This is a genomic window from Pseudoalteromonas sp. J2K-J031, from assembly GCF_058197095.2.
Genome location: NZ_CM200279.1, coordinates 600,121 through 625,367, shown reverse-complemented (window position 1 = coordinate 625,367; position 25,247 = coordinate 600,121). Strand labels below are relative to the sequence as shown.

The following is a 25,247-nucleotide window of genomic DNA, read 5'->3' as shown; positions in this document are numbered from 1 at the left end:
CACAATACAATGATTATTGGGGCTTAATAGAGCTGATACAAGTGCAATCTTTTATCCTGAGTTTATGTGATTATGTCGAGCACAAAAAAACCGCTTTGCAGCGGTTTTTTCTTTCAAAACATTATTAATTCAGATGATTAATGATCTTCATTAACGATGTTTAAGTTGTATTTTGGAATTTCAACAACTAAGTCTTCGTCAGCTATGATTGCTTGGCAACCAAGGCGCGACTCAGGTTCTAAACCCCATGCTTTATCAAGCATATCGTCTTCAAGCTCATCACTTTCAGTTAGAGAGTCAAACCCTTCACGCACAATAATATGACACGTTGTACACGCACATGACTTTTCACATGCATGAGGAATTGAAATATTATTTCTTAATGCTACATCGAGCACTGTTTGCCCACTTTTTGCCTCAATAACTGCGCCATCTGGGCATAATTCACCATGAGGAAGAAAAATAATTTGTGGCATGTTAAACCTCGTCTACCGACTGCCCTTGCAGTGCTTTTTTAATTGACGCATCCATACGTAAGGATGCAAATTCTGAACTGGCTTTATCTACTTTTTCAATTGCATTTTTAAGCTCGTCAGGTGTTGTTGCTGTTTCGTAACAAACAACAAGCCCAGCAATTTCAAGGCGAAGCGCTGCTAATTCACTTTCGTTTAATAATTGGCTGTCTTCATCTAAAGATGCATTTAACGACTCAATCACGCGCAATGCTTCAACTTGTTGCTCTTTGAGCATTCGCGCTTGCATATCTTCTTTAGCAAAACTCATTGAATCACGCAGCATTTGTGTAACTTGATCATCTGATAAACCATACGACGGTTTAACTTGAATATCAGCTTGCACACCTGATGATTTTTCCATCGCAGAAACACTTAAAATACCATCGGCATCCACTTTAAACGTGACTCGAATATGCGCCGCGCCCGCCACCATAGGTGGAATGCCTTTTAAGCTAAATTTTGCTAATGAACGGCAATCAGTTACGAGTTCTCGCTCGCCTTGCAACACGTGTAACGACATCGCAGTTTGACCATCTTTAAAAGTGGTAAACTCTTGCGCGCGTGCCACAGGAATAGTGGTATTACGAGGGATAATTTTTTCAACTAATCCGCCCATGGTCTCAAGACCTAGCGAAAGCGGTAATACATCGAGCAATAGCATTTCTGAATCTGGTTTATTGCCAACAAGTACATCAGCTTGAATCGCGGCACCAATGGCAACAACCCTATCAGGATCGATTGAAGTGAGCGGCTCTTTTTCAAAAAAAGCACCTATTTCACTGCGCACCAGTGGCATGCGAGTTGACCCACCCACCATCACGACTTGCAGAATATCTTCTTTTTCTACTTCAGCATCTTTTAATGCCCGACGACATGCGCGTAAGGTTTGTTTCACCAATGGCATTGCCAGCTCGTTAAACAAGGCTTTATCAACCACAACAACATGCGATTGACCATTAAAATCAAGGCCTACATTAATTGAATTGTAGTTAGTTAAAGCTTCTTTACAGGCGCGGGCTTTGTTGCTGAATAAGCGCGAGGTCTTAGCATCTAGCTCACTCACACCCGTTTGTTGTTTAAAGTGCGCAACAAGTAACGCATCAAAGTCATCACCGCCTAGGCTTGAATCACCACCGGTTGCCAATACTTCAAAAATACCTTGGTGCAAACGTAAAATAGAAATATCAAACGTTCCGCCACCTAAGTCATAAACAGCGATTAAACCTTCTTGGCCTGAGTCGAGGCCATAAGCTACAGCTGCCGCTGTTGGCTCATTTAATAGGCGTAAAACATTTAAACCAGCCAGTTCAGCGGCATCTTTTGTGCCTTGGCGCTGTGCATCATCAAAATAAGCAGGTACGGTAATAACAGCACCTAAAATCTCATCACCACCAAAAGAATCGGTCGCGCGCTGTTTTAACACCTTTAAAATTTCGCTTGATACTTGAATTGGGTTAACTTCGCCTTGGCGGGTCGCAATGCTCAAGCTACCGTTTTGCTCACTCAGTTGATAAGGCAGCTCAGGATAGCGGGCTGTTAAATCTGCATGAGATTTACCTAAAAAACGTTTAATTGAGACCAGCGTATTGGTTGGGTCTTCGACTGCGTTTTGCATCGCATTACTGCCAACTACAATACCTTGTTCAGTGTAAGCAACCACCGAAGGCAACATGGTCGAACCATCAAAATCAGCCAACACTTTTGCTTCGCCACTTTGCACAGTTGCAACTAATGAATTAGTGGTGCCTAAATCGATACCAATAGCGAGTTTATGTTGGTGAGGTGCCGCGCTCTGCCCCGGCTCAGCAATCTGCAATAGTGCCATAATTATGCTTTTACTTACTCTTTAATCTTCAAATAATGAATCTTCAATTCGCGCTAGTTCATCTTTTAATTTGTAGATAAACTTTAATTTTCGTACTACATCAGCTGCTTTTAGCTGCGCAGCGGCTTCGTTACTGCTAATCAGTAATAAAAGTTCTTGATGCAAGGTGCTCATTAATTGCTTAATTTGCAGCTCTGTATCAGCAATAACTGCTTCAGGATCGACTGCGTCACGAATATCTTCGAGCGCCTCACGCAGTTCCATTTGCTGCATCAAAAACATTGGATCTTGCAGTGTTTGCTGCTCAGCGCGAATATCGACCCCTCGCTCGGCGAGCATATATTCTGCACGTTTAAGTGGATGCTTTAATGTTTGCAATGCATCGTTCACTTCGGCCGCTTTTTGCACGGCTAAGAGCTGTTCTTGTTCGCTATGATTGGCAAATTTATCTGGGTGAATAACTTTTTGAAGTTCAAGATAATGTGCATTAAGCAAGGTTAAATCAACCTGATAATCAACAGGTAACGAGAGAAGGTCAAAATAACGCATTCATTTTCCTAATTCACATTTCAAAAAGGACAAAGCCCTAACCTAAAGGTGAGGGCTTGATAAGGTTGCTAGCTGGCAAACGATTTACTAAACAGTAAAACTTTCACCACAGCCACACTCACCACTTTGGTTTGGATTGGTAAATTTGAAACCCTCGTTAAGGCCTTCTTTAACAAAATCCAATTGTGTGCCATCGATATAAACAAGACTTTTTGCATCAACAATCACAGTGACACCATCTTGTTCAAACGTTTCATCACCTTCTGCGAGTTCATCAACAAACTCAAGTACGTAGGCAAGACCAGAACAGCCGGTAGTTTTAATACCAAGACGCAGGCCTATTCCTTTACCACGGTTTTTTAAAAAAGTACGAACGCGATTAACTGCTGATTCTGTCAGTGTGATTGCCATAGTGATCTCTTACTTACTGTGCTTACTCTTGTAATCTGCAATCGCTGCTTGAATTGCATCTTCCGCTAAAATTGAACAGTGAATTTTTACTGGTGGAAGCTCTAATTCAGCGCTGATATCGGTATTTTTGATTTCAGCTGCTTGATCTAAAGTTTTACCTTTTACCCACTCAGTCACTAATGATGAGGAAGCAATTGCACTACCACAACCATACGTTTTGAATTTAGCATCTTCAATAATACCTTCTGGAGATACTTTGATTTGTAGCTTCATTACGTCGCCACAGGCAGGAGCACCTACCATTCCCGTTGCTACCGATGGATCGTTTTTATCAAACGCACCTACGTTACGTGGATTTGCAACGTGATCTAATACTTTATCGCTGTAAGCCATTTTTATTACCTCAATACCTGCTATTCATGCTGGGTGTGACCATTGCTTAATCACACCGCCTTAGGTTTAATGGGCTGCCCACTCAACCGAGTCTAAATCGATACCGTCTTTAAACATCTCCCAAAGTGGCGACATTTCACGTAAACGACCAATTGACTCTTTAATTAATTTAACTGTGTAATCGATTTCTTCTTCCGTCGTAAAACGACCGATACTGAAACGAATTGAGCTATGTGCTAATTCATCATTACGACCTAGCGCACGAAGAACATATGATGGCTCTAAGCTTGCAGATGTACAGGCTGAACCTGATGATACTGCGATATCTTTAAGCGCCATTAACAATGACTCACCTTCGATATAGTTAAAGCTAATATTGATAATGCCTGGCACTGATTGCTCTCGCGTGCCATTAAAATACACTTCTTCAATATCCATAACACCATCGATAAGACGTTGGCGTAACTTTTCAATGCGTGCATGATCAGTTGCAAAGTCTTCTTTTGCGATACGAAACGCATCACCCATACCCACAATTTGATGCGTAGGTAAAGTACCTGAACGCATACCACGCTCATGACCACCACCGTGCATTTGCGCTTCTAAACGAGCACGTGGTTTACGACGTACGTAAAGTGCACCAATACCTTTAGGACCGTAGATTTTATGTGCTGAAAACGACATGAAATCAACTTTTAAAGCTTGTAAATCAACGTCCACTTTACCTGCGCTTTGTGCACCATCAACATGGAACATAATTTTACGCTCACGGCACATTTCACCAATAGTTGCGATGTCTTGTACAACACCTAACTCATTGTTTACGTGCATAATACTAACAAGGACGGTATCGTCACGCATCGTTGCAGCTAGTTTATCTAAGTCAAGTAGGCCGTTTTCTTCAACGTCCATATACGTTACTTCAAAACCTTGACGCTCTAATTCACGACATGTATCTAAAACCGCTTTATGCTCTGTTTTAGCCGTAATGATGTGCTTACCTTTTTTATGGTAAAAATTTGCAGCACCTTTAATCGCAAGGTTATTTGATTCAGTCGCACCTGAAGTAAATACAATTTCACGAGGATCAGCATTAATAAGTGCTGCGATATCATGACGCGCCTGATCGATTGCTTCTTCAGCTTGCCAGCCAAAACGGTGTGAACGTGATGCTGGGTTACCAAAATTGCCGTCCATAGTAAGGCATTGCATCATTTTTTCTGCAACACGCGGATCAACCGGAGTGGTTGCTGCATAATCTAAATAAATTGGTAACTTCATTTTCTTTGGTGCTCCAGTCCTGCTTAGAGTTGACAGCTAACTTGAATATTATCTAATTGTTGAAGGGCGTGTTGGACAGCTTTGTCCTGACGGATTGCCACTTCCTGGACATCGCGCTTGGCGACAAGTTCAGCTAATGTAATATTGTTTAAAAAATCTTCAATTCGAATACTTAAATCTGACCACAAAGAGTGGGTTAAACAACGAACGCCTTTTTGGCACCCGCCTTCACCATGACAGCGCGTTGCATCAACAGATTCATCAACGGCACTTATCACATCCCCCACTGAAATTTCATTGGCTTCTTTGCCTAGCAAATAACCGCCACCAGGGCCTCTTACCGAACGAACTAAGCCTTGTTTACGTAGGCGAGCAAATAATTGTTCAAGGTAAGACAATGAAATTTCCTGACGTTCAGAAATTTCAGCTAAACACACGGGGCCAACATTAGTATGCAAAGCGACATCGAGTAGCGCAGTCACTGCGTATCTACCTTTAGATGTTAACTTCATGTTGACCTCACTAATAAGTATTTTAAGACCGCGAATTTTAATAACCTGACTAAAAGAGTCAAGTATTATCTCGCTTCGATCATTACCCGACTAATTTAGTCAAGTATTCATAAGAGTGATTGTATATACCTGACTAATTTAGTCAAGTATTATACGATGGCATTTTGTTATATCTTAGGATCAAAATCATCCGAGGATTGGCGTTGCTGTTTAGCTTTTTTTTCTGCTTGGCAAAAATCTTGATCATCAAGATTAAGTTCAGGTAACTGCTGTTCACACACATTGCCGCCTAATTTATTTAAGCCACAACTAAGCTCGTTAATTTTAGCGTCAAGTAAATGAATATGATCGAGCATTTTACCAATTGAATTGGCGACCGGATCAGGGTTGTCATGCGCTACAGCGTAGGCATCAAAGCCATATTTAGCCGCAATAGCAGCTCGCTGTTGCTTTGCCGAATCTTCAGCTGTGTTTTCATTTGTCTGTACAGTAACAATACGCCCAGGGATCCCAACAACTGTCGCTTGGCTGGGTACGTTTTTAACCACGACAGAATTTGAGCCAACTTTTGCGCCTGACCCAATAGTGATTGGCCCTAAAATTTGTGCCCCTGCACCAACCACCACACCATTTTCAAGTGTTGGGTGGCGTTTACCCGCTTGCCAACTAGTCCCGCCAAGCGTAACGCCATGATATAAAGTTACATCATCACCAATTTCGGCTGTTTCGCCAATCACCACACCCATACCATGGTCTATAAAACACCGCCGGCCAATCCGTGCTGCGGGGTGAATTTCGATACCCGTTAGCCAACGCGCTAAAGTAGAAAAAGTACGCGCCATAAAAAACCAACCTGACAGCCAAAGCTTATGATTAAGACGATAACACCACAGCGCATGCAAGCCTGGAGAGTTAAAAAAAACCTCCCAGAAATTACGAGCCGCGGGGTCTCGCGCAAACACACTATTAATATCTTCTTTGATTCTGGCAAACATGGTTGGCTCTCTTATATCTAAGGCCTCTAAAACGCTTATTATTTTTGCTCGTTGTTTTTAGTGGCTTGCGACTCTATTTTATCTACAGAAGTTAAAATGCCACGTAAAATATTCAATTCACCATCTTCTGGACGAGCGCGATTAAATAAGCGACGCAATTTGGTCATTACCAGCCCAGGATGCTGCTTAATAATGAAGCCGGTATTTTCTAAGGTATTTTGTAAATGTTGATAAAATAACTCTAATTGCTGCGAACTTGGATAGACAGTTTCATCAATATCCACTTTCTTTTCTTGTTGCTGTAAAAACGCCATACGCACTTCATACGTTAGCGTTTGCACAGCCATAGCAAGATTTAACGAACTATATTCTGGGTTTGCTGGAATACAAACATGATAATGGCACATTTGAAGTTCTTCATTAGTCAAACCGCTATTTTCGCGACCAAAAACGAGCGCTACAGGGCCTTTTCTTGCGCCATCAACTAACATTTGACCACATTCACGCGGCTCAACCATAGGCCAAGATAAGGTTCGTGAGCGTGCGCTAGTGCCAATCACTAATGAACAATCTGCAATAGCTTGGGCTAAATCATCCACGACCACAGCATTGCCTAGTACGTCGGTTGCACCAGCAGCCAATGCAGATGCATGACTATCAATTTGATTAACCGGATCAACTAAATATAATTTAGATAATCCCATGGTTTTCATAGCGCGAGCAACTGAACCAATGTTGCCAGTATGAGATGTGTTAACCAGTACCACTCTAATATCGTTTAATAACATTTACTTTAAGCCTTGACTAAATTCGCTGACGGGATTCTACCATAAGCCGATTAAAAATCGCCAAACTAGTTCACGGTATTACCACATAACCACAAAAAGTTGCTCAAATGTTAACCGAAATAAAAATTCAATTATGGTTTACATTGCAATAAAAATCGCTAAAATACGCCGGCTAATTGATTTGAATTGTTCTTTTACAACCTATAGGTAATTCTATGCATCCAATGTTAAACATTGCGGTTCGTGCTGCGCGTAATGCTGGTAAGGTCATCCTTCGAGCATGTGAAGATTTAAGCAAGTTAGAAGTCTCACAAAAAGGCACTAACGATTTAGTGACAAATGTCGACAGAGACGCAGAAGCGGTTATCCGTGATACCATTTTAAAAGCCTACCCTACTCATAGTTTAGTAGGCGAAGAATTAGGCGAGCACAAAGGAACTGATAGCGATTACTTATGGGTTATTGATCCAATCAATGGCACAACTAACTTCGTTAAAGGTATTCCTCATTTTGCAGTTTCAGTGGCACTTAAAGTAAAAGGCCGTACTGAACAAGCTGTTATTTATGATCCAATTCGTGGTGAAATTTTCTCTGCAAGCCGTGGTCAAGGCGCTCAAATAAATAGTAAACGTGTTCGTGTGAGCAAATCGAACGAATTAGCAGGTACTGTTTTAGCAACTAGCTGGCCTTACCGTCACAAACATCATTTAGAAGCCTATAGCAAAGCCTTTAATGCCTTATTTGTTCACACAACTGATATTCGTAACTCAGGTTGCCCAGCATTAGATTTAGCCTATGCTGCAGCAGGCCGTGCTGATGGTTATTTCGCTATTGGTTTAAAACCATGGGAAAGCGCTGCAGGCTTATTACTAATTAAAGAAGCTGGCGGTATGGTCGTTGATTTTGCAGGCGGTAATAATTACGAAGTGAGTGGTAACATTATTTGTGCTGCACCCAAATTATCACAAAGCATGGTAAAAGAAATGCGCCCACATTTAACTGAAGCATTACTACGTTAATCTTCAGCTTAAATTAAGCCAATAAAAAAGAGCCAAAAGGCTCTTTTTTATTATATAAAACCAATCGTAACATTATAAATGAGTGCTTTCTAACTCAAACACTGTGCGTTTATCTAGTTTTAAATCAGTTAAAAAATTAGAAAAATAGCGGTCAAAAATAACATCAAATTCGCCATTATTCAGCATGATTGTTAAGCCATTTTGTAGTGCGTTTGCCAATTCTACTTTTTCTTTATTAACAAAAAAATAAAATGCTGTTGGATATTTGAGCAATAAATTCGGCTCAATTATTAATGGAAGATCATCTCGTGCAGCAAGCTCTGAGTGCACTTCAATTACCGAGCGTGGAAAATAATCACCTTTTCCGCGTGCAAGTAACTTAAACATTTGCTCGTAATTTGCTTGTGCTAAAACGCTGTAGCCATTTTGAGTCAATATTTTTGTATCAGGCCAATCATGCCCTTGCAGTGCTTTGAGGGATTTAAGTTGCGATGCACTTTTAATTGCTGCAAATTGAGTGCTGTATTCTTGATTAATTAGCAGGACCCGCCAACCTATCATTCCTTTAAATAAAGGGACTTTTATTGCGGTAGCAAGCTGCTCTCGAGCAGAGCTGGTCATCCCCCAGTGGATATCAACCTTGCCTTGACTGAGCATTAATAACGTTCGTTGCTGATGTGGATGAACCTCAACAAAATTAAGTTCGGCTGAATAATTTGCCGCTCTTAGTGCTTGCTCTAATACTTCAATCAGGTATTGATCACGCTGGTAAAGAGTGCGTTGCTCTTGAGCAATATTGACTACTTTTGCCCCGACGGGTGCTGTAATTATTACCAATCCTGACAGCACCATAGCAATTAAACATCTCATATTATCAACTACCCTGCGCTTAACTTTCTTGCAAAACTAACGGGTTACTGCGTAAAGGTAAAGTAATAATTAGTCTAATAATTAATCGGCACCGCTTGCCAAGCGCATCCTCACAATTGGAGTGGTGGGCTTTCGCCGATGACATAAAAATAAATAGCTTTCTCGATATCGCTTGGCTTCTTTTTTTGCATCTGTAGCCAATGCTGCAACTTGGTGGCTATTTTCACAGAATGCAAAATCAGGATTCACTAACCCCACTGATAACGTCAACAAAGGTACAAACTGATTTTCACCTTCTCGATTAGGCGCCCAGTACCCTCCTGCTGCGATATGTTCAGGAGTAAAGAAACTGTGCGATCGTCGCTCAAACTCTTTAATTATCAGCTGGCAAGTGTCCCATGCATCCGTACCATCGAAAATGACCATAAAATCATCCCCACCAATATGCCCAACAAAAGAAGTAACGGTATCACAGCTTTCACTAATAACCTCTGCCAGTAACTTAATCACTGCATCACCACTTGCATAACCATATAAATCATTAAATTGCTTGAAGTGATTTAAATCGACATAAGCCAAAAAGAAGTTTTGCTGTTTTTTTATCCTAAGTTCAATCGCTTGCGTAATTGCAACGTTACCTGGCAGCATGGTCAGTGGGTTGGCATGCTGTGCATGACGTACTTTTTGATCTGTAATGTGTTTTAATATTTTACGAAGTGGCACTACACCTAAATAAACTTGATTTTCAGTAACCACAATGTGACGGCGAATATCAAAATCACAATCGGTAATTTGCTGACTTACCATATCAAGCGTATCCGATGCATCTACAATCAAAGGCTGCATATCCATCACTCGCGTGACACTTTTTTTGTCATACAACGCATGACCATAAGGTGCAGCGAACAGTTCTGCAAGTTGGTCTCTATGCAGCATTCCAACAGGTTGTTGTTGCTCGTTTAATACAACTAAACTGATTAGCCCTTTATTTTTATCAAAGCAATTCTGCGCTGTGGAACAATGAGTCGATTTAAAAATACTTTGCTGTTGCTCTACCAACAAACCAATAGTTTGCTCTTCAACGTCTGGCAGGCCTTGCTGCTTGCGTGCTTGCTTAGCTAAAAAATCAATTGAAAACACACGTGAAGGATCTGCACTCGGCCTTTCAAGTAAAAAACCTTGCGCCAAACTGACTCCCAAAGTAGTCAATAAATCGAGCTCTTCTTGGTGCTCTATCCCTTCTGCAATAACATGTGTATTTGTTGCTTTAGCTAAGTCAATGATGGATTTTAAAAACTCTTTTTTAACAATACTTTGGTGACAATGATCAATAAAGTATTTATCAATTTTAACGATATTAGGCTCTAACTCAGACCACTTTCTAAGTCCTGAATGACCTACCCCTAGATCATCAATTGCAATTGAAAAGCCGCACTCTCGGTAATAAGCCAATGTTTGCTGCAATAAGCGATGATTAGGTACTTCATCTTGCTCTGTTACTTCAATAACAACTTGACCAGCATTAAGACCATGTTGCTCAAGTAAGTGTTGTGTCTCACCCTTTGGATGATTTGGGTCAAGTAACGTCCTTGGGCTTACATTTAAAAACAGCTTTCCAGTCAAACCAAGCATGGCAAAGTTTTCAATCGCTTTTTTACGGCAAAGCAGTTCAAGTTCAGAGACTTTCCCTTGCTGCTCGGCAGCTAAAAAAAGTTGATTGGGAAATTCGAGGGGGTGATCTTTAGGCCCCCGAGTTAAAGCTTCATACCCTAGAATGCAACTATTGGCTAAATCAAAAATAGGCTGGAATACGGTGCTAAGATTTTGCTCTTTTAAGAGCTGCATCAACAAATGAGCGCCATTTAATTTCACTACTAACTACCCCACGACAACTGTGTGTCGTGAATTTAGCACCTAATAATGACAATTAGATGGCACTGCTTTAGCCACATAAAAGGGCAATTAAATATTGTGGCAACGCTTTATCAACAACCGAAGGTAAAATAACCTCATTACTGGATAATAAAGCAATCTCAGGCAGCTATTTTTTAAACGCCATTTCGACTTGCGAAAAGTGCGCCAACACTTCAATCAACTCATTTTGAGCTTGTTCGTGCAGTTGAGGCTCATTAAATCCTAATTTTGCAATCGCTTGCACTGTCGCAGGGTGAACCAATAAATCTTTGGCATGATAACAATTTGGGTCGTTAAATTCTGGTAACATGCCATCTGCATGATAACCCGATTCAATGTCAGCTAAAGGCAGTGTAGGAATTGTGTCAGCGGCATCTTTTAGTGCATTAAGATAGGTTTCACATTTTGGATGAATTAAAATGAAATCATCAATAATAACCTTAGAAATCGTCACTAATTCTTGTGCTTTAAGCTCAATTTCATGCATATTCTGTTGCGCTTTGATCTGCTCAACTAAGGCCTTTGTAGCGGCTTTATATTGCTGTAATTGCGTTTCCTGTACTTGTTCAACCACAACATCCTGCACGACTTCAGGCTCACTACAACCACTTAATAAACCCAGTAAAATTAATACACTTACAGCTTTCATCAACATCACTCCAAATAATAATAATTCTCATTATTGCAATTTAATCCCTTCTTTGCACCTTTTAATATCATTTTTTCGCAAAAAAAAGCCACTCAATGAGTGGCTTTTTCAAGTTAATAACACCCATTATGGCATGTTATCAAACTCAGCCCCTTCTTTTTCAACTTCAACAGGGATCAAATCTTCTTTACTGATCCCTAAGCTGATAGCGATTGAGCTGGCAACATATACTGATGAGTAAGTACCAATGAACACACCAATCAATAACGCTGTGGCAAAACCATGAATGATTTGACCACCCCAAATAAATAACGCCACTAATACCACAAGCGTGGTCATTGACGTCATTAAGGTACGGTTTAAGGTTTGTGTCAGTGAAATATTGATAATTTCAATGGTGTCATCAATACGCACTTTACGGAAGTTTTCACGAATACGATCCGATACTACAATTGTATCGTTAAGTGAATAACCGATTACCGCCAAAATAGCGGCTAGTACCGTTAAATCAAACTCTAAACCCAATACAGAGAATAACCCCATGGTGATGATCACGTCATGCGCAAGCGCTAAAACCGCACCTACCGCAAAACGCCATTCAAACCGCATCGCAACGTAGATAAGGATACAGATCAACGCGGTTAGCATGGCTAATCCACCTTGTTCTTTTAAATCTTCACCCACACTTGGCCCCACAAATTCAATCCGACGCATTTGTGCATCAGGATAAACTTGTTGAATCGCAGTCATCATTTCATTACCAATCATCACCGCTGTCACGTCTGCACCGCGCGGTGCTAAACGAACCAAAACCTCTTGGCTTGAACCAAACAGCTGTACTGACGCATCAGCAAAACCGCTACTTTCAAGTGCGGCTCGCACTTTATCAATATCGGCAGCTTGTGAAAAACCAACCTCAACAGCTGTACCACCCGTAAAATCTAAACCAAAATTTAGACCACGAATTGCCATTGAAAGAATAGAGATCACAATTAACAAAGCTGAAAATGCCATTGTTAATTTGCGTATCGACATAAAATTAATTGTGTCTTTAACTCTTAAAAGTTGCATCATTAACCCCTAGATAGACAATTTATCCAGGCGTTTACCGCCCCAGATTAAGTTAACTACAGCACGTGTACCCACAATCGCTGTAAACATTGATGTCACAATACCAATTGCAAGTGTCACAGCAAAACCAGCAATTGGGCCGGTACCCACAGCAAACAAGATAATTGCAGCAATCAAGGTGGTGATGTTCGCATCAAAAATAGTACTAAAGGCACTGTCGTAACCATGATGAATTGCCTGTTGCGGGCTACGGCCTTCAGCTAACTCTTCACGAATACGTTCAAAAATAAGTACGTTTGCATCCACCGCCATACCAACGGTTAATACAATACCGGCAATACCAGGAAGCGTTAGTGCTGCCCCTGGGATTAATGACATTACACCCACAATTAACACTAAGTTAGCCGCAAGTGCTAAATTAGCCACAAAACCAAACGCTTTGTAGTAAAGCAGCATCAGTACCAATACAAAAATAAAGCCCAGCGCAACAGCGGTTAAACCTTTTTCGATATTTTCAGCACCAAGGCTTGGACCTACAGTACGCTCTTCAACAATTTGAATTGGTGCAACAAGTGCGCCTGCACGTAATAACATACTTAAGTTATGCGCTTCAGCGGGGTTATCAATACCAGTGATACGGAATGAACGGCCTAAGCGTGCTTGAATTGTCGCCACGTTGATAACTTCTTCAACTTTAATTGGCGGTAAGGCTTTGCCATTTTCGTCTACTTTACCTGACGGTTTGTATTCAGTGAAAACGGTTGCCATACGCTTACCAATCGCATTTTTAGTATAAGCAGCCATTTTAGAGCCACCCTTACTATCAAGTGAAATATTCACTTGTGGACGTTGGTATTCATCATTACCCGACTGAGCACCGGTAATGTGGCTACCAGCTAAAATTAGATTCTTTTTCAGTAAAACAGGGTAACCTTGGCGCGCCATGATAATTTCACTACCAGGCGGTACACGCCCTGCAACGGCATCACGCACATCAGCCGACTCATCAACTTCACGAAACTCAAGCGTAGCTGTCGCACCTAAAATCTCTTTAGCACGCGCCGTATCTTGAATACCGGGTAACTGTACAATAATACGCTCAGCACCTTGGCGCTGTACGTTTGGCTCTGCAACACCAATTTGGTTAACACGGTTACGAATAATGGTTTCATTTTGCTTAATGGCATAGTCACGCGTTGCTTTAAGTTTTTGCTCTGTCATGCTGGCAACTAAACCAAACTCATTACTGCGGTCATCAACAAATAATAAATCACGGTAGCGATCTTTTAAGAAACGCTCAGCTTGATCTTTTGTTTCTTGATCACGTAATAAAATTTGAATTTCATCCGCACCAGCAACACGACGAACCGTTTTATAACGAATTTTCTCTTCTCGTAAATCACTACGAAAATCTTGATCCATTTGCTCAAGTGAGTTTTCTATCGCGGTTTTCATATCAACTTCCATGGTGAAATGCACACCACCACTTAAGTCAAGACCGAGCTTCATTGGAGAGCCGCCTAAGCTTTTCAGCCATTGCGGTGTTGAAGGAGACATATTAATTGCAGAAATATAGCCATCACCTAGGCTATTGCGCAACAAATCTTGCGCCTGAAGTTGCGCTTCGACATTTTTAAAACGAACTAATACTTGGTCGTTTTCGAGTACAGCAGATTTAGTTTCAATCTTATTGTCTTTTAATACGGTATTGATTTTATCTAGTACGGCTAAATCTGCGCTTGCGCCGCGCGCTCCAGTAATCTGTATGGCCGGATCACGGCCATACAGATTTGGAGTGGCATATAACAAGCCCGCTGCCAGTACCACTAAAACCAATAAGTACTTCCATAGAGGGTACTTATTCACTGTTTTGCGTCCTTTTTATTATTTTTATAATGCTTTCATTGTGCCTTTTGGCAACACGGCTGAAATCGCACCTTTTTGAACGGTAACTTGAGTTTGATCGTTTAATGCAATCACAACAAAGTCTTTATCATCAGCAACTTTAGCAACTTTACCCACTAAACCGCCGCTGGTAAGCACTTCATCACCTTTAGCAATTGCACTCATCAAATCTTTATGATCTTTGACGCGCTTTGCTTGTGGGCGATAGATTAAAAAGTAAAAAACTAAACCGAAAATTGCTAACATGATTAGCATTTCCATACCACCACCCGCTGCAGCTGGAGCATCTGCGGCATAAGCATTCGACATAAATAAACTCATAACATCCTCTTTATACTTAATTTTAAATTTTAATGTGTTTTAAACTTGTTTTAACTCAGGGACCGGTTTGCCAATTTTTGCATAAAAATCGACAACAAATGTATCGAGCTCACCTAGTGCAATCGCATTTCTTAACCCTTCCATCAAACGCTGATAATAACGTAAGTTATGAATAGTATTTAAACGAGCACCTAAGATCTCATTACATTTATCTAAATGATGTAAATAAGCGCGAGAATAGTTCTTACACGTTTGGCAATCGCAATGCGGATCAAGTGGACCAGGATCGGTTTTATGAGCGGCATTACGGATTTTAATAACACCTTCTGTCACGAATAAATGACCATTACGCGCATTACGGGTTGGCATGACGCAGTCAAACATATCAATACCACGGCGCACCGCTTCAACGATATCTTCAGGTTTACCCACCCCCATTAAATAACGCGGTTTGTTTTCAGGCATTTTATGAGCACAGTGGTCAAGAATGTTCACCATGTCTTCTTTAGGCTCACCCACGGATAAACCACCCAGTGCATAACCATCAAACCCAATATCTTCAAGACCTTGCTGAGACACTGCACGAAGCTCTGGATACATACCACCTTGAATAATACCAAACAATGCCGCCGGATTATCACCGTGTGCGTCTTTTGAGCGCTTCGCCCAACGCAATGATAATTCCATTGAATCTTTTGCTTCTTTTTCAGTTGCAGGATATGGCGTACATTCGTCAAAAATCATCACCACATCTGAACCTAAGTCACGCTGTACTTCCATTGATTTCTCTGGTGACAACATGATTTTTTCACCGTTAACCGGTGAGCGGAACAACACGCCTTCTTCAGTGATTTTACGTAAATCACCTAAGCTAAACACTTGAAAACCGCCTGAATCCGTTAAAATTGGCTTATCCCAATGCATAAAATCATGCAAATCGCCATGCAACTTTACAATTTCAGTACCTGGACGCAGCATTAAATGAAAGGTATTACCTAAACAGATGTGCGCACCTGTTTCTTTCACTTCTTCAGGCGTCATCCCTTTTACCGTGCCGTAGGTACCCACAGGCATAAACGCAGGAGTTTCTACAATACCGCGATCAAAAATAAGGCGACCACGACGGGCTTTGCCGTCGGTACAATCTAATTCAAATTTCATACTAACCTCGAACGCCGGAAAAACAGTCCGACTATGCTCACGTTTACTTGGCTATTGCCAAAAAATAAGTAATTCGTGTTAAAAATAATCGAGCGATTCTACATGGTTTGAACATTTATTGCTAATGATATGAGGGCATTGACAGGGAATTAAAGGGCTCAGGAGAAGTTTTTACCAAGGCTTTTTTACTGCCTTGGTAAAACAATTAGTTAACTAATCACTTAGTTGGTTTTGCGCTCTAAAAACATCGCATCGCCATATGAGAAGAAGCGATATTGCTCTGCAATGGCAACATTGTAAGCATTCATAATATTTTTTTGCCCTGCAAATGCGCTCACTAACATAATTAAGGTCGATTCAGGCAAATGGAAATTAGTGATCATCGCATCAATCACCTGGAATTGATAACCCGGATAAATAAAGATATCGGTATCACCAAAATAACTACTTAATGTACCTTGTGATTGTTTAGCAGCTGATTCTAACGAACGCACTGACGTTGTACCAACTGCAATAACACGGCCGCCACGGGCTTTAGTTTTTGCAATTGCAGCAACAACTTCGTCTGACACTTCAATGTATTCCGAGTGCATGATGTGCTCATCCACACTCTCAACACGCACAGGTTGGAACGTGCCCGCACCCACATGCAAAGTAACAAACGCCATTTCAATCCCTTTGGCTTTTAAATCTGCCATCAGTTTTTCATCAAAGTGAAGCCCTGCTGTTGGTGCTGCAACCGCACCTGGCTTTTCACCATATACAGTTTGGTAACGTTTACGGTCACTTTCGTTATCTGGTCGGTCGATATAAGGCGGTAAAGGCATGTGCCCAATATTCTCAAGAATATCAAGCACGTTATTATCACCATGAAACTTTAGTTCAAACAATTCACCATGGCGCTGAACCATGGTCGCTTCAGCACTATTTTCTAAAATCAGTAACGCACCCGCTTTTGGTGACTTACTGGCACGGACATGTGCTAAAACACGGTGTTCATCAAGCACCCGCTCGATTAATACCTCTATTTTGCCACCCGATGCTTTTTGGCCAAACATCCGCGCAGGGATCACTTTCGTATTGTTGAATACCAAAAGATCATCAGGCCCTATAAAATTGATAATATCACTAAAAATACGGTGCTCAATTTCACCAGAATTGCCATTCATTTTGAGCAAGCGACTACTGGTACGCTCCTCTTTTGGAAAACGAGCTATCAGCTCATCTGGCAAATCAAAGCTAAAGTCTGCAACACGCATTTTAAAACATCCTCATAGGTTAAAATCGCGCCAAGTCTAGTGACTCAAGACCCCTAAATCAAGTTAATTGCGTTTGAGGCGCAATCGACTTGTCTGCGGGGCAAAATAGCATTAATCTAAGCCCAATCTCTTGCCAGTTTGTGGTTAGGCCAATTCGAGGTACGTTCAGACATGTCAGGTCAGCTTAAGCTGTTATTAATTAACTCAAATTTAAAACAACGAAATTTGATCAAGCGTGCCTTATTACCGTTAGATGTGTTCGAATTATTAGAAGTGAGAGATAGCCGCTCTGCCTTAACACTGTTAAAGCAACATGCAGTTGATTTAATCATAACTGGCCTAGATATTGGCAAAATAGATGGCTGGCGTTTTGCGCGCATGGTGCGATCTGGGTTATTAAAAACACCCAAAAACACACCGATTTTACTCACGCCCCCCACTTATTGTGAGCGCATCGCCGAAACAACCGCCCGCGCTTATGGAATAGATGCCGTTTTACCTTATGAACAGATCACTAAATTACCCCGTGTTTTAGCCAATGTATTATCAAGCCACCTAACAAAAAGCAGTCGACTTGAGCTTTTATTGGTTGAGCCTGAAGTCGCCGATGCAGAAAAAATCAGTTACTTTTTACGTGAGTCATTTCATATCACTCACGTTACAAACGAAAAAGTAGCCATTGAGTTGTTTGGGCAACATCATTTTGCCATTGTCCTCATTGATACGACCCATAATAAAATTGATGCTCAAAATTTAGTGCAGCGTTTATTAGCCAATAAACCTAACCAAGCTGTCGTCATGATTATTGAAAACCAAGAAGCCGACTTTGCAGAACAATTACTGTTATCAGGCGTAACCGATTTTGCCAGAACGCCCTATAACGAATCACTCCTCAATCGAATTTGCCATCAAGCGGCAAGGCGTGAAGACTTTATGGCAAGCTACGCCGAATTTGCTGAAAAAGTAGAGCAGTTAAGCCAAAGCCAAAGTCGCTATAAAGAGCTCTACTCAGCCCACCAACGCATATTACAGCACCTTAATACGGTCGTTTTAGAGCTTGATAGCGCTGGATTAATTTTATTTATTAATCCAGCTTGGGAAAAACTAACCGGCTTATCACTCAAGCAAGTTATTAATAAACCACTTGCTGAGTTTTGTAGCCCAGAAACCCAAGAATTAGTCACAGATACTGTCGACCAAATCATGCATAGCCAAATTCAACAACAAAAATTTGAGTTAAAATTACAGCACCAACAAGGCCATGCGGTATGGGCTGAATGCCGCATGCAATCAATTATCGTCAATAAAGTAACGGTTGGCGTTACCGCTAGTATTGATAATATTCATGAGCGTAAACAAGCCGAATTACAACTGCATCACCTTGCCCATCATGACACCTTAACCAAACTACATAACCGTTACTATTTTGATTTAAAGCTCAATGAGCTTTGTAAAAAAACACAAGCCAGCAGCAGCGCTCAACATGCTTTAATTTATATCGACCTTGATCATTTTAAAATTATTAACGACAGCCAAGGTCATCAACAAGGCGACATCGTTTTAAAACAAATAGCTAAAATATTTCAGAAAAACTTGCATGAAGGCAGTACGATTTGCAGAATTGGTGGCGATGAATTTGCCGTCATTTTAGAGAATGTGGAGCTTTTAGAAGCGCATTTAGTTGCAGAGGGGCTGTGTCATGCCGTTGAAAACTACCAGTTTCAAGCGCCTGGGCAGCAATACTCAATTAGCTGCTCAATTGGCTTAACGCTTATCACCGCCAATAATAGCGATGCGAGCGAGTGTTTAAAACAGTCTGATATCGCCTTATATGTTGCTAAAAATCGCGGTCGTAATTTAGTCCACTGCTACACCAATGAAGATGCCGATAGCAATAAAAAATTAGCCGAGCTGGCATGGGCGCATCAAGTGCGAAGCGCCATGCTACAAGACCAGCTAGAAATTCACTTTCAACCCATTTGGGGCTTTAAAGAAAATAAAGTAGCCTATTTTGAGGCCCTTTCTCGCTTGCGGATCGATAGACAGCTGATTTTCCCTAATCGATTTATTCCTGCTTTAGAGCTTATTGCAGACATTAACCTGCTCGATCACTGTGTAGTAAAAAAAGCGATTGCTTATGCGGGCCAATCAACCACATTAAATAAAATTGCGATCAACCTTTCAGCGCAAGCATTTAGCGATGAAGGCTTAGTGTCGACGATTGAAGAGGCCCTTAAAAGTCAAAAGGTTGATCCGACCCGTATTGTTTTTGAAATTACCGAATCGGCCAGCATTAGCAACTTAACAGCGACACGACTCATGATTGAAAAACTCAACCGGCTTGGTTGCAGCTTTTCAATTGACGATTTTGGCACTGGTTTTAGTACTTTTAGCTATTTAAAACAACTTCCTGCGAATCAAGTTAAAATTGATGGCTCTTTTGTCAAAGACATGATTAATGATCCTATTGATAAAGCATTGGTAAACGCCATTAAGGATATCAGTCACTCACTACAAAAAACATGTGTAGCCGAGTTTGTAGAAAACAAAGAGACCTTTGATTCTCTTAAAAAAATTGGTGTTGATTACGCACAAGGTTATTTAATTTCACGCCCACTCCCTTTTGAGGGATTAAGCCTTGCCGTTGAAAAAATAAATGCTGATAAAACATTTAATTAACAATTATCCTTTCTAAAAGACTATTTTAGTATCATCATTTTTACTTTCTTAACTATACTGAGCCTATCTGAAATCAGTTAATAACGAATGAATTGACTCGCCCAATTTACTGGGATGTTATTAACATTTATAAGGAAGGGAACTGTATGGCTTTATTTGTAACATTATTGCTAATTGCAAATTTATTGATAACTTACTTTTGTTTTAGTAACGCAAAAACAAAAGGTTACCCACAACTTACCTTTACTCTATTAGGTGCAATTCCATACTTTAACTTGGTTGTCTTAGTGTATTTATTATTTTTACCCAATTTAAGACAAGAGACTCACTTGACGGTTCCAACCTAAAAAACAACCTTAAACAAAACCCAAAAAAGCCGTGAACTCACGGTTTTTATTTCCCCTCGTAATGCGCAAAGAAAGAAATACCTCAAAGTTATAGATGCCCGCTTTTACTAATAACAACCAAACTGGAGTTTTATCCATTATGCAACGTTGGACATCCTTTTCTCAACCACGATAATCAAGCTTTCATGTTCAATTATTTAGATATTTTGCAGTTGAACAACTTCTATTTTATTTTCTTAGTTACTCGATAGCATTAAGTTAATAGTTTATTTATATGGAAACTCTTTTTTAAACTAGAATTAATTTTACATAAGTAAATCATTCATTTTTTGGACTCTATTTTATGCCCTTAACACTTGATATGACCAAAGTTGAGTCGTCGTTAGATGGTTTCACGATACCCCCGCGTCCTGATATGCTAAAACAAATTCAAGACGAAGTAGCTAAAGAAGTTCCGAATATAAAAGATATCGCTGCATGCATCAATCAGGATGTGGGTATTGCAGGGTTTACACTCAAAGTAGTTAACTCGCCTCTTTTTAGCCTCCCAAGAAAAATATCAACGATTGAACACGCTTGTATGTTTTTAGGCCTAAATCGGCTCATTAAATTAGTAAATAGCATTGTATTACGCTTTACCTTAAGTGAGGGAACTGAAGATATTTTCACTCAAAAACTATGGAATAGCGCCACTAAAATTGGCAATACAGCCTTAGTTTTAGCACAACATTTAGATCTTGGAGGTAATTTTGCCGACGATTGTTATACCCTAGGCCTATTTCATAATGCGGGAATGGCATTGATTTTAGCCCAATCACCCGATTATCCTACGTTATTACGCCAAGCTTATAGCGAGGGATTAATCATTGGAGAATTTGAAGAAGATCAATTTGATACCTCTCACGAGGTTTTAGGGTTTTTAATTGCTCAAACATGGGGGCTCAACCATTCGTTATGCAGTGTTATCGCCTACCACCACAGCCCTATCATTATGCTTGCTACCGGAGAACAAACTGAAAAAGAGATGTTTGCTATTTTAAAGCTAGCTGAGCACATGGCTGGCGCTACTGAACTACTTTATGGCGTTAATCCTGATCCTGAATGGGAAAGACATTCAGTTGCAATCCTTGATGTACTTCACTTAGAAGATTTTCAACTGCTCGATTTAGGTGAAATCCTTCACCAAGCTGGAATTGATAATGTATATCATACATAACCAAAATTCTGGATAAAAGATTTACCAAAATATTGAATTCTGGTTAGATTTATTAGTTATACTTTTTCGCCATAAGTTTGCAAGGATAAAAAGTCTGATTAACGCATCAGTAGCTAGCCTATTAGTTAGCATTGAAAGTGGCTGTCTGAGAAAGATTTATTATTCAGCTTACTTAGTAATAATAATTAACAACTGAAGTTCGCTCACCTGAGCTACAAATATAAACCCAAACAATCGCAGCATGTTAAAAAACAGCGCACTCGTTTAAAGGGTTTAATATTACTTAAGTTCAGGTGAAGAAGGTTTCGCTAATTTATAATTACAAATACCTTTATAAGAGGTTGTAAAAAAATATACTGAGACTATTTGACGCTGCACTTTTCTACAAAAAATGGTTCAACTTTATTACAAAACAACCTAAAGTCACGAATTCGCCCCGTTGTTTTACGCCACAATAAACCGATATCTCGATACGCATCTTCTTGCGCTGCAATCACTCGCATCGGTTTATGTTTTAAGATCCCTGCATTAATTGCCAATTGCGGCAAAAACGTAACGCCAAGCTTGTTTTCAACCATTGTCAGTAACGTATGCAAACTAGCAGCTTCAAAAGGATTGATGCATTGCTCCTGGGTCAAATTACAAGCACTTAAAGCATGATCAGATAAGCAGTGTTCGCGTTCGAGTAAAAAAACACTCGATTTAGGCAATAGATTAAAGTCATGAACATCCTGCCCTAAATCGTAACCCTCGTGCATTACTAAACTAAATCTATCGTGTGCTAATACTTGGGTATGAAATTTATCTGTATTAAAAGGAAGCGCAAGAATGGCTAAATCAACATCTCCTTTTTCTAGCTTATTAAGTAATCGCTCACTGGTATCTTCAATTAAAATAAGCTCTAAATCAGGAAACTGCTCCTGACAAAAACAATACAAATCAGCAGCAATAAAACTAGCAATTGTAGGGATCAACCCAAGCGTTAACGTGCCATTTAGTGGCGTTAAAAAACTTTGCGTAAGTTCTTTTAAGCTCATAGTGTCATCAATAATTTTTCTAGTTTTTTCAACCACCTCTTCACCTATTGCTGTGAACATAAAACTGCGGTTTTCTCGCTCAATCAGCTGGCACCCTAAGGTTTCTTCTAATGTTTGAATTGCGCTGCTTAAAGTCGACTGGCCAATAAAACACGCCTGAGCTGCGCGGCCAAAATGCTGATGTTGATGTACGGCCAATAAATATTGGAGTTGTTTGATACTTGGAAGGTGATTCATCGCTTAATTAGATACAAAAGTAATATTCAAACGATAAAAACAAAAAGCAGGGTAAAAAGCAAGAACTAAACACTTAAGCATAAAAAAAGACCCCACTAATATAAATAATGAGGTCTTTTCAAGCTAAAAGTCTGTTGTATTAATTAAACGCCAAAAATAGCGGTTAAAATATAGTAGATAAAAATAGCTAATACTGCGCCAATTGGCAAGGTAACAACCCAAGAGATTACAATATTACGCACAACACCCATGTTAAGTGCTGCAATACCACGTGCCATACCCACACCTAATACCGCGCCAACTAAAGTCTGCGTGGTTGAAATTGGCAAACCAGTTCCTGATGCGATTACAACGGTAGACGCTGCAGCTAATTCAGCAGCAAAACCGCGACTTGGGGTTAAGTGTGTAATACCTTCACCAATGGTTTTAATTACTTTCTTACCTAAAATAGCTAAACCAGCAACAATACCTAAACCACCTAGCGGTAAAATCCACCATACTAACTCAGCTTTTTTAACAATTTCACCGTCATGCTGAACAATACTTACCACAGCGGCCAAAGGTCCAATTGCATTTGCAACATCATTAGAACCGTGAGCAAAAGCCATACAGCACGCTGTTAATATCATTAACACAGCAAAAACACGTTCTACGTTAGTAAATTGCATTTTGCGATCTGCTTGTGGGTCCATCTTCATTCTAGAGATAACAATGGCACCTATTACAGCTACAGCTACAGCAATAGCGATAGATAATAAGTAACCTTCAACTGAACCAAGGTGTATACCTACGTGTTTTAAGCCTTTTTTGATGGTCACTAACGACATCACAAAGCCCGCTAAGCCCATGTAGAATGGCACGTAGCGTTTTGCATTTTTTAATGGTTCGTCAGTATCAAAGATCAGTTTTTGCGCACTCATAAAGATTAAATATGCAATAAAGCCAGAAATTGCCGGTGTAATAATCCAGCTTCCGACAATACCCATTACTTTATCCCACTGAACAGCCTCAGAACCCACAGCAACTAATGCAAAGCCGATAATGGCACCGATAATTGAGTGAGTAGTAGATACAGGCCAACCAAGTGCCGAAGCAACTAATAGCCAAGTACCAGCAGCAAGTAGCGCCGAAATCATACCCAGTATTAATAATTCGGGAATATCTATAAATGCGGCAGAATCAATAATGCCATTTCGAATGGTAGAGGTAACTTGACCACCAGCTAAATATGCGCCAGCAAATTCAAATACCATAGCAATTAAAATTGCTTGTTTAATCGTTAATGCTTTGGAGCCTACTGATGTTCCCATCGCATTGGCAACGTCATTAGCGCCAATACCATAAGCCATTATAAAGCCAACAACTGCGGCTATAATAATTAAAGTAGTACCGTAGGATGCAATGATATCCATTGAATAACCTTTTTACTTTTAAATTAAAACGGGTTGGATTAACGCGCTAACATAAGTTCTAAACGAGAACCCACACGCTCTGCAATATCAGCTAACTCACCAACCCACTCAATGATTTTGTATAGAAACATCACATCAATCGGATTTAAACTAGCTTCAATTTGACGAAGTTTACGGCGCAATGAAATCTGCATATCATCCGTATCTTGCTCTATAGCATCTAATTCAACTAACATTTTTTCAACTAAAGTCACTTCTCGACCGCGGAATCCGGTTTCTAGCAGTTCGTCTAATTCGTTAATCGCTTTAGAAGCTTGATGAGTTGCGTCAACACAACGTCTGAGATATGCAATAAAATCCGTTTGAATTTCTAAAGGAATATCCATTTCACGACCAACAACTCGGCCTGCGATATCTTTGGCTTTATTTGCTATTTTATCTTGTTGAGTTACCAATTCTAATAAATCAGTTCTGGCAACAGGTAAAAATAGACCATGAGGTAACTGCAATCGAATATTACGCTTCATCACATCAGCTTCACGTTCTAGTGTTCTGATTTGAATACGAACCTCTTCGGCTTGAGTCCACTCTTTATTAAAAACATGCTCAAAGAAATTAATCAAAACCTCGCTGGCTTGATACACTTTTTGAATATGTTCTTCTATTGGCTGAATAGGTGATTTTGCAAACACACCTAAAAAAGCATTACCAGGCATAACTTACCCTTTAGTTACTAGTAGTTTCGCAACCACGAATTTTACAGTATAAATGCTGATTGTGAACGACTTTTCTTACTGTTAGATCACAATAAACGATTATTACGACTCACCTAATTTAGTACACAATCGACATCAATGCATTAATTTGTTACTTTTTATAGA

At 40.1% G+C, this 25,247-nt stretch carries 24 protein-coding genes; 4 read left to right on the top strand and 20 right to left on the bottom strand.

All coding sequences use genetic code 11. The annotated features are described in order from the left end of the window. Window positions 1–137: 137 nt before the first annotated feature. The 9 genes from fdx to trmJ all read right to left on the bottom strand — a co-directional run bounded on the left by fdx (window position 138) and on the right by trmJ (window position 7,269). The gene (fdx, locus tag AC3KZC_RS02840) at window positions 138–476 is read right to left on the bottom strand and encodes an ISC system 2Fe-2S type ferredoxin (protein ID WP_490578129.1); all 339 of its coding nucleotides are present in this window, start codon (window positions 474–476) and stop codon (window positions 138–140) included. A 1-nt stretch (window position 477) separates the two neighbouring features. Beyond that, complete coding sequence (gene hscA, locus AC3KZC_RS02835) at window positions 478–2,340, bottom strand: Fe-S protein assembly chaperone HscA (protein ID WP_490578130.1); 1,863 nt, start codon at window positions 2,338–2,340, stop codon at window positions 478–480. Window positions 2,341–2,361: 21 nt separating this feature from the next. After that, entirely contained in the window at window positions 2,362–2,889 is a 528-nt protein-coding gene (hscB, locus tag AC3KZC_RS02830; RefSeq protein ID WP_490578131.1) for a co-chaperone HscB, read from the bottom strand. A gap of 87 nt (window positions 2,890–2,976) precedes the next feature. Next, window positions 2,977–3,300, bottom strand: a complete 324-nt coding sequence (gene iscA, locus AC3KZC_RS02825) for an iron-sulfur cluster assembly protein IscA (RefSeq protein WP_490578132.1) — start codon at window positions 3,298–3,300, stop codon at window positions 2,977–2,979. A 9-nt stretch (window positions 3,301–3,309) separates the two neighbouring features. Beyond that, a complete protein-coding gene (iscU, locus tag AC3KZC_RS02820; protein WP_490578133.1) occupies window positions 3,310–3,693 on the bottom strand; it encodes a Fe-S cluster assembly scaffold IscU in 384 nt (127 codons plus the stop codon). Window positions 3,694–3,759: 66 nt separating this feature from the next. After that, window positions 3,760–4,974 (bottom strand): IscS subfamily cysteine desulfurase, encoded by a 1,215-nt coding sequence (locus tag AC3KZC_RS02815; protein WP_490578134.1) that lies wholly within the window; start codon window positions 4,972–4,974, stop codon window positions 3,760–3,762. 23 nt (window positions 4,975–4,997) lie between these two features. Beyond that, window positions 4,998–5,486 carry a Fe-S cluster assembly transcriptional regulator IscR gene (gene iscR, locus AC3KZC_RS02810; RefSeq protein WP_490578135.1) on the bottom strand — a complete coding sequence of 163 codons (489 nt, stop codon included), beginning with the start codon at window positions 5,484–5,486 and terminating at the stop codon, window positions 4,998–5,000. Window positions 5,487–5,653: 167 nt separating this feature from the next. Further along, window positions 5,654–6,496 carry a serine O-acetyltransferase gene (cysE, locus tag AC3KZC_RS02805; protein WP_490578203.1) on the bottom strand — a complete coding sequence of 281 codons (843 nt, stop codon included), beginning with the start codon at window positions 6,494–6,496 and terminating at the stop codon, window positions 5,654–5,656. A 23-nt stretch (window positions 6,497–6,519) separates the two neighbouring features. Continuing rightward, entirely contained in the window at window positions 6,520–7,269 is a 750-nt protein-coding gene (trmJ, locus tag AC3KZC_RS02800; RefSeq protein ID WP_490578136.1) for a tRNA (cytosine(32)/uridine(32)-2'-O)-methyltransferase TrmJ, read from the bottom strand. A 215-nt stretch (window positions 7,270–7,484) separates the two neighbouring features. On the opposite strand from trmJ, the gene suhB reads away from it, so the two are divergent. Beyond that, window positions 7,485–8,288 carry an inositol-1-monophosphatase gene (gene suhB, locus AC3KZC_RS02795; RefSeq protein WP_490578137.1) on the top strand — a complete coding sequence of 268 codons (804 nt, stop codon included), beginning with the start codon at window positions 7,485–7,487 and terminating at the stop codon, window positions 8,286–8,288. Between the two features lie 72 nt (window positions 8,289–8,360). Here the strand turns inward: suhB and AC3KZC_RS02790 are convergent, their stop codons facing one another. From AC3KZC_RS02790 to queA, 8 genes are all read right to left on the bottom strand, one after another. Continuing rightward, window positions 8,361–9,158 (bottom strand): substrate-binding periplasmic protein, encoded by a 798-nt coding sequence (locus AC3KZC_RS02790; protein WP_490578138.1) that lies wholly within the window; start codon window positions 9,156–9,158, stop codon window positions 8,361–8,363. Between the two features lie 81 nt (window positions 9,159–9,239). Next, on the bottom strand, window positions 9,240–11,003 hold the full coding sequence (locus AC3KZC_RS02785) for a GGDEF domain-containing protein (RefSeq protein ID WP_490578204.1): 1,764 nt from the start codon (window positions 11,001–11,003) through the stop codon (window positions 9,240–9,242). A 196-nt stretch (window positions 11,004–11,199) separates the two neighbouring features. Beyond that, on the bottom strand, window positions 11,200–11,721 hold the full coding sequence (locus AC3KZC_RS02780) for a hypothetical protein (protein WP_490578139.1): 522 nt from the start codon (window positions 11,719–11,721) through the stop codon (window positions 11,200–11,202). Between the two features lie 126 nt (window positions 11,722–11,847). Then, the gene (gene secF / locus AC3KZC_RS02775; protein WP_490578140.1) at window positions 11,848–12,792 is read right to left on the bottom strand and encodes a protein translocase subunit SecF; all 945 of its coding nucleotides are present in this window, start codon (window positions 12,790–12,792) and stop codon (window positions 11,848–11,850) included. Between the two features lie 9 nt (window positions 12,793–12,801). Beyond that, a complete protein-coding gene (secD, locus tag AC3KZC_RS02770) occupies window positions 12,802–14,658 on the bottom strand; it encodes a protein translocase subunit SecD (RefSeq protein WP_490578141.1) in 1,857 nt (618 codons plus the stop codon). 24 nt (window positions 14,659–14,682) lie between these two features. Further along, the gene (yajC, locus tag AC3KZC_RS02765; protein WP_490578142.1) at window positions 14,683–15,018 is read right to left on the bottom strand and encodes a preprotein translocase subunit YajC; all 336 of its coding nucleotides are present in this window, start codon (window positions 15,016–15,018) and stop codon (window positions 14,683–14,685) included. A 39-nt stretch (window positions 15,019–15,057) separates the two neighbouring features. Beyond that, window positions 15,058–16,179: a tRNA guanosine(34) transglycosylase Tgt gene (tgt, locus tag AC3KZC_RS02760; RefSeq protein ID WP_490578143.1), complete on the bottom strand. Its 1,122-nt coding sequence runs from the start codon at window positions 16,177–16,179 to the stop codon at window positions 15,058–15,060. Window positions 16,180–16,400: 221 nt separating this feature from the next. After that, window positions 16,401–17,438, bottom strand: a complete 1,038-nt coding sequence (gene queA / locus AC3KZC_RS02755; RefSeq protein WP_490578144.1) for a tRNA preQ1(34) S-adenosylmethionine ribosyltransferase-isomerase QueA — start codon at window positions 17,436–17,438, stop codon at window positions 16,401–16,403. A 171-nt stretch (window positions 17,439–17,609) separates the two neighbouring features. On the opposite strand from queA, the gene AC3KZC_RS02750 reads away from it, so the two are divergent. From AC3KZC_RS02750 to AC3KZC_RS02740, 3 genes are all read left to right on the top strand, one after another. Continuing rightward, a complete protein-coding gene (locus AC3KZC_RS02750; RefSeq protein ID WP_490578145.1) occupies window positions 17,610–20,117 on the top strand; it encodes a two-component system response regulator in 2,508 nt (835 codons plus the stop codon). A gap of 146 nt (window positions 20,118–20,263) precedes the next feature. Further along, window positions 20,264–20,464, top strand: coding sequence for a hypothetical protein (locus AC3KZC_RS02745; protein WP_490578146.1), 201 nt, complete (start codon window positions 20,264–20,266; stop codon window positions 20,462–20,464). 343 nt (window positions 20,465–20,807) lie between these two features. After that, on the top strand, window positions 20,808–21,680 hold the full coding sequence (locus AC3KZC_RS02740) for an HDOD domain-containing protein (protein WP_490578147.1): 873 nt from the start codon (window positions 20,808–20,810) through the stop codon (window positions 21,678–21,680). A 362-nt stretch (window positions 21,681–22,042) separates the two neighbouring features. Here AC3KZC_RS02740 and AC3KZC_RS02735 read toward each other — a convergent pair whose 3' ends face one another. The 3 genes from AC3KZC_RS02735 to AC3KZC_RS02725 form a co-directional block, all read right to left on the bottom strand. After that, complete coding sequence (locus tag AC3KZC_RS02735; RefSeq protein WP_490578148.1) at window positions 22,043–22,954, bottom strand: hydrogen peroxide-inducible genes activator; 912 nt, start codon at window positions 22,952–22,954, stop codon at window positions 22,043–22,045. 143 nt (window positions 22,955–23,097) lie between these two features. Continuing rightward, window positions 23,098–24,366, bottom strand: coding sequence for an inorganic phosphate transporter (locus AC3KZC_RS02730; protein WP_490578149.1), 1,269 nt, complete (start codon window positions 24,364–24,366; stop codon window positions 23,098–23,100). 38 nt (window positions 24,367–24,404) lie between these two features. Then, window positions 24,405–25,082, bottom strand: coding sequence for a TIGR00153 family protein (locus tag AC3KZC_RS02725; protein WP_490578150.1), 678 nt, complete (start codon window positions 25,080–25,082; stop codon window positions 24,405–24,407). Window positions 25,083–25,247: the final 165 nt, after the last annotated feature.

Coding starts and splice junctions, on each gene's coding strand:
- AC3KZC_RS02745 (WP_490578146.1), top strand. CDS start 20,264: ATGGCTTTATTTGTAACATTATTGCTAATTGCAAATTTATTGATAACT.
- iscU (WP_490578133.1), bottom strand. CDS start 3,693: ATGGCTTACAGCGATAAAGTATTAGATCACGTTGCAAATCCACGTAAC.
- yajC (WP_490578142.1), bottom strand. CDS start 15,018: ATGAGTTTATTTATGTCGAATGCTTATGCCGCAGATGCTCCAGCTGCA.
- trmJ (WP_490578136.1), bottom strand. CDS start 7,269: ATGTTATTAAACGATATTAGAGTGGTACTGGTTAACACATCTCATACT.
- iscR (WP_490578135.1), bottom strand. CDS start 5,486: ATGAAGTTAACATCTAAAGGTAGATACGCAGTGACTGCGCTACTCGAT.
- secF (WP_490578140.1), bottom strand. CDS start 12,792: ATGCAACTTTTAAGAGTTAAAGACACAATTAATTTTATGTCGATACGC.
- AC3KZC_RS02815 (WP_490578134.1), bottom strand. CDS start 4,974: ATGAAGTTACCAATTTATTTAGATTATGCAGCAACCACTCCGGTTGAT.
- fdx (WP_490578129.1), bottom strand. CDS start 476: ATGCCACAAATTATTTTTCTTCCTCATGGTGAATTATGCCCAGATGGC.
- hscB (WP_490578131.1), bottom strand. CDS start 2,889: ATGCGTTATTTTGACCTTCTCTCGTTACCTGTTGATTATCAGGTTGAT.
- suhB (WP_490578137.1), top strand. CDS start 7,485: ATGCATCCAATGTTAAACATTGCGGTTCGTGCTGCGCGTAATGCTGGT.
- AC3KZC_RS02750 (WP_490578145.1), top strand. CDS start 17,610: ATGTCAGGTCAGCTTAAGCTGTTATTAATTAACTCAAATTTAAAACAA.
- AC3KZC_RS02735 (WP_490578148.1), bottom strand. CDS start 22,954: ATGAATCACCTTCCAAGTATCAAACAACTCCAATATTTATTGGCCGTA.
- hscA (WP_490578130.1), bottom strand. CDS start 2,340: ATGGCACTATTGCAGATTGCTGAGCCGGGGCAGAGCGCGGCACCTCAC.
- AC3KZC_RS02780 (WP_490578139.1), bottom strand. CDS start 11,721: ATGAAAGCTGTAAGTGTATTAATTTTACTGGGTTTATTAAGTGGTTGT.
- iscA (WP_490578132.1), bottom strand. CDS start 3,300: ATGGCAATCACACTGACAGAATCAGCAGTTAATCGCGTTCGTACTTTT.
- AC3KZC_RS02785 (WP_490578204.1), bottom strand. CDS start 11,003: ATGCAGCTCTTAAAAGAGCAAAATCTTAGCACCGTATTCCAGCCTATT.
- queA (WP_490578144.1), bottom strand. CDS start 17,438: ATGCGTGTTGCAGACTTTAGCTTTGATTTGCCAGATGAGCTGATAGCT.
- tgt (WP_490578143.1), bottom strand. CDS start 16,179: ATGAAATTTGAATTAGATTGTACCGACGGCAAAGCCCGTCGTGGTCGC.
- AC3KZC_RS02740 (WP_490578147.1), top strand. CDS start 20,808: ATGCCCTTAACACTTGATATGACCAAAGTTGAGTCGTCGTTAGATGGT.
- AC3KZC_RS02730 (WP_490578149.1), bottom strand. CDS start 24,366: ATGGATATCATTGCATCCTACGGTACTACTTTAATTATTATAGCCGCA.
- AC3KZC_RS02725 (WP_490578150.1), bottom strand. CDS start 25,082: ATGCCTGGTAATGCTTTTTTAGGTGTGTTTGCAAAATCACCTATTCAG.
- AC3KZC_RS02790 (WP_490578138.1), bottom strand. CDS start 9,158: ATGAGATGTTTAATTGCTATGGTGCTGTCAGGATTGGTAATAATTACA.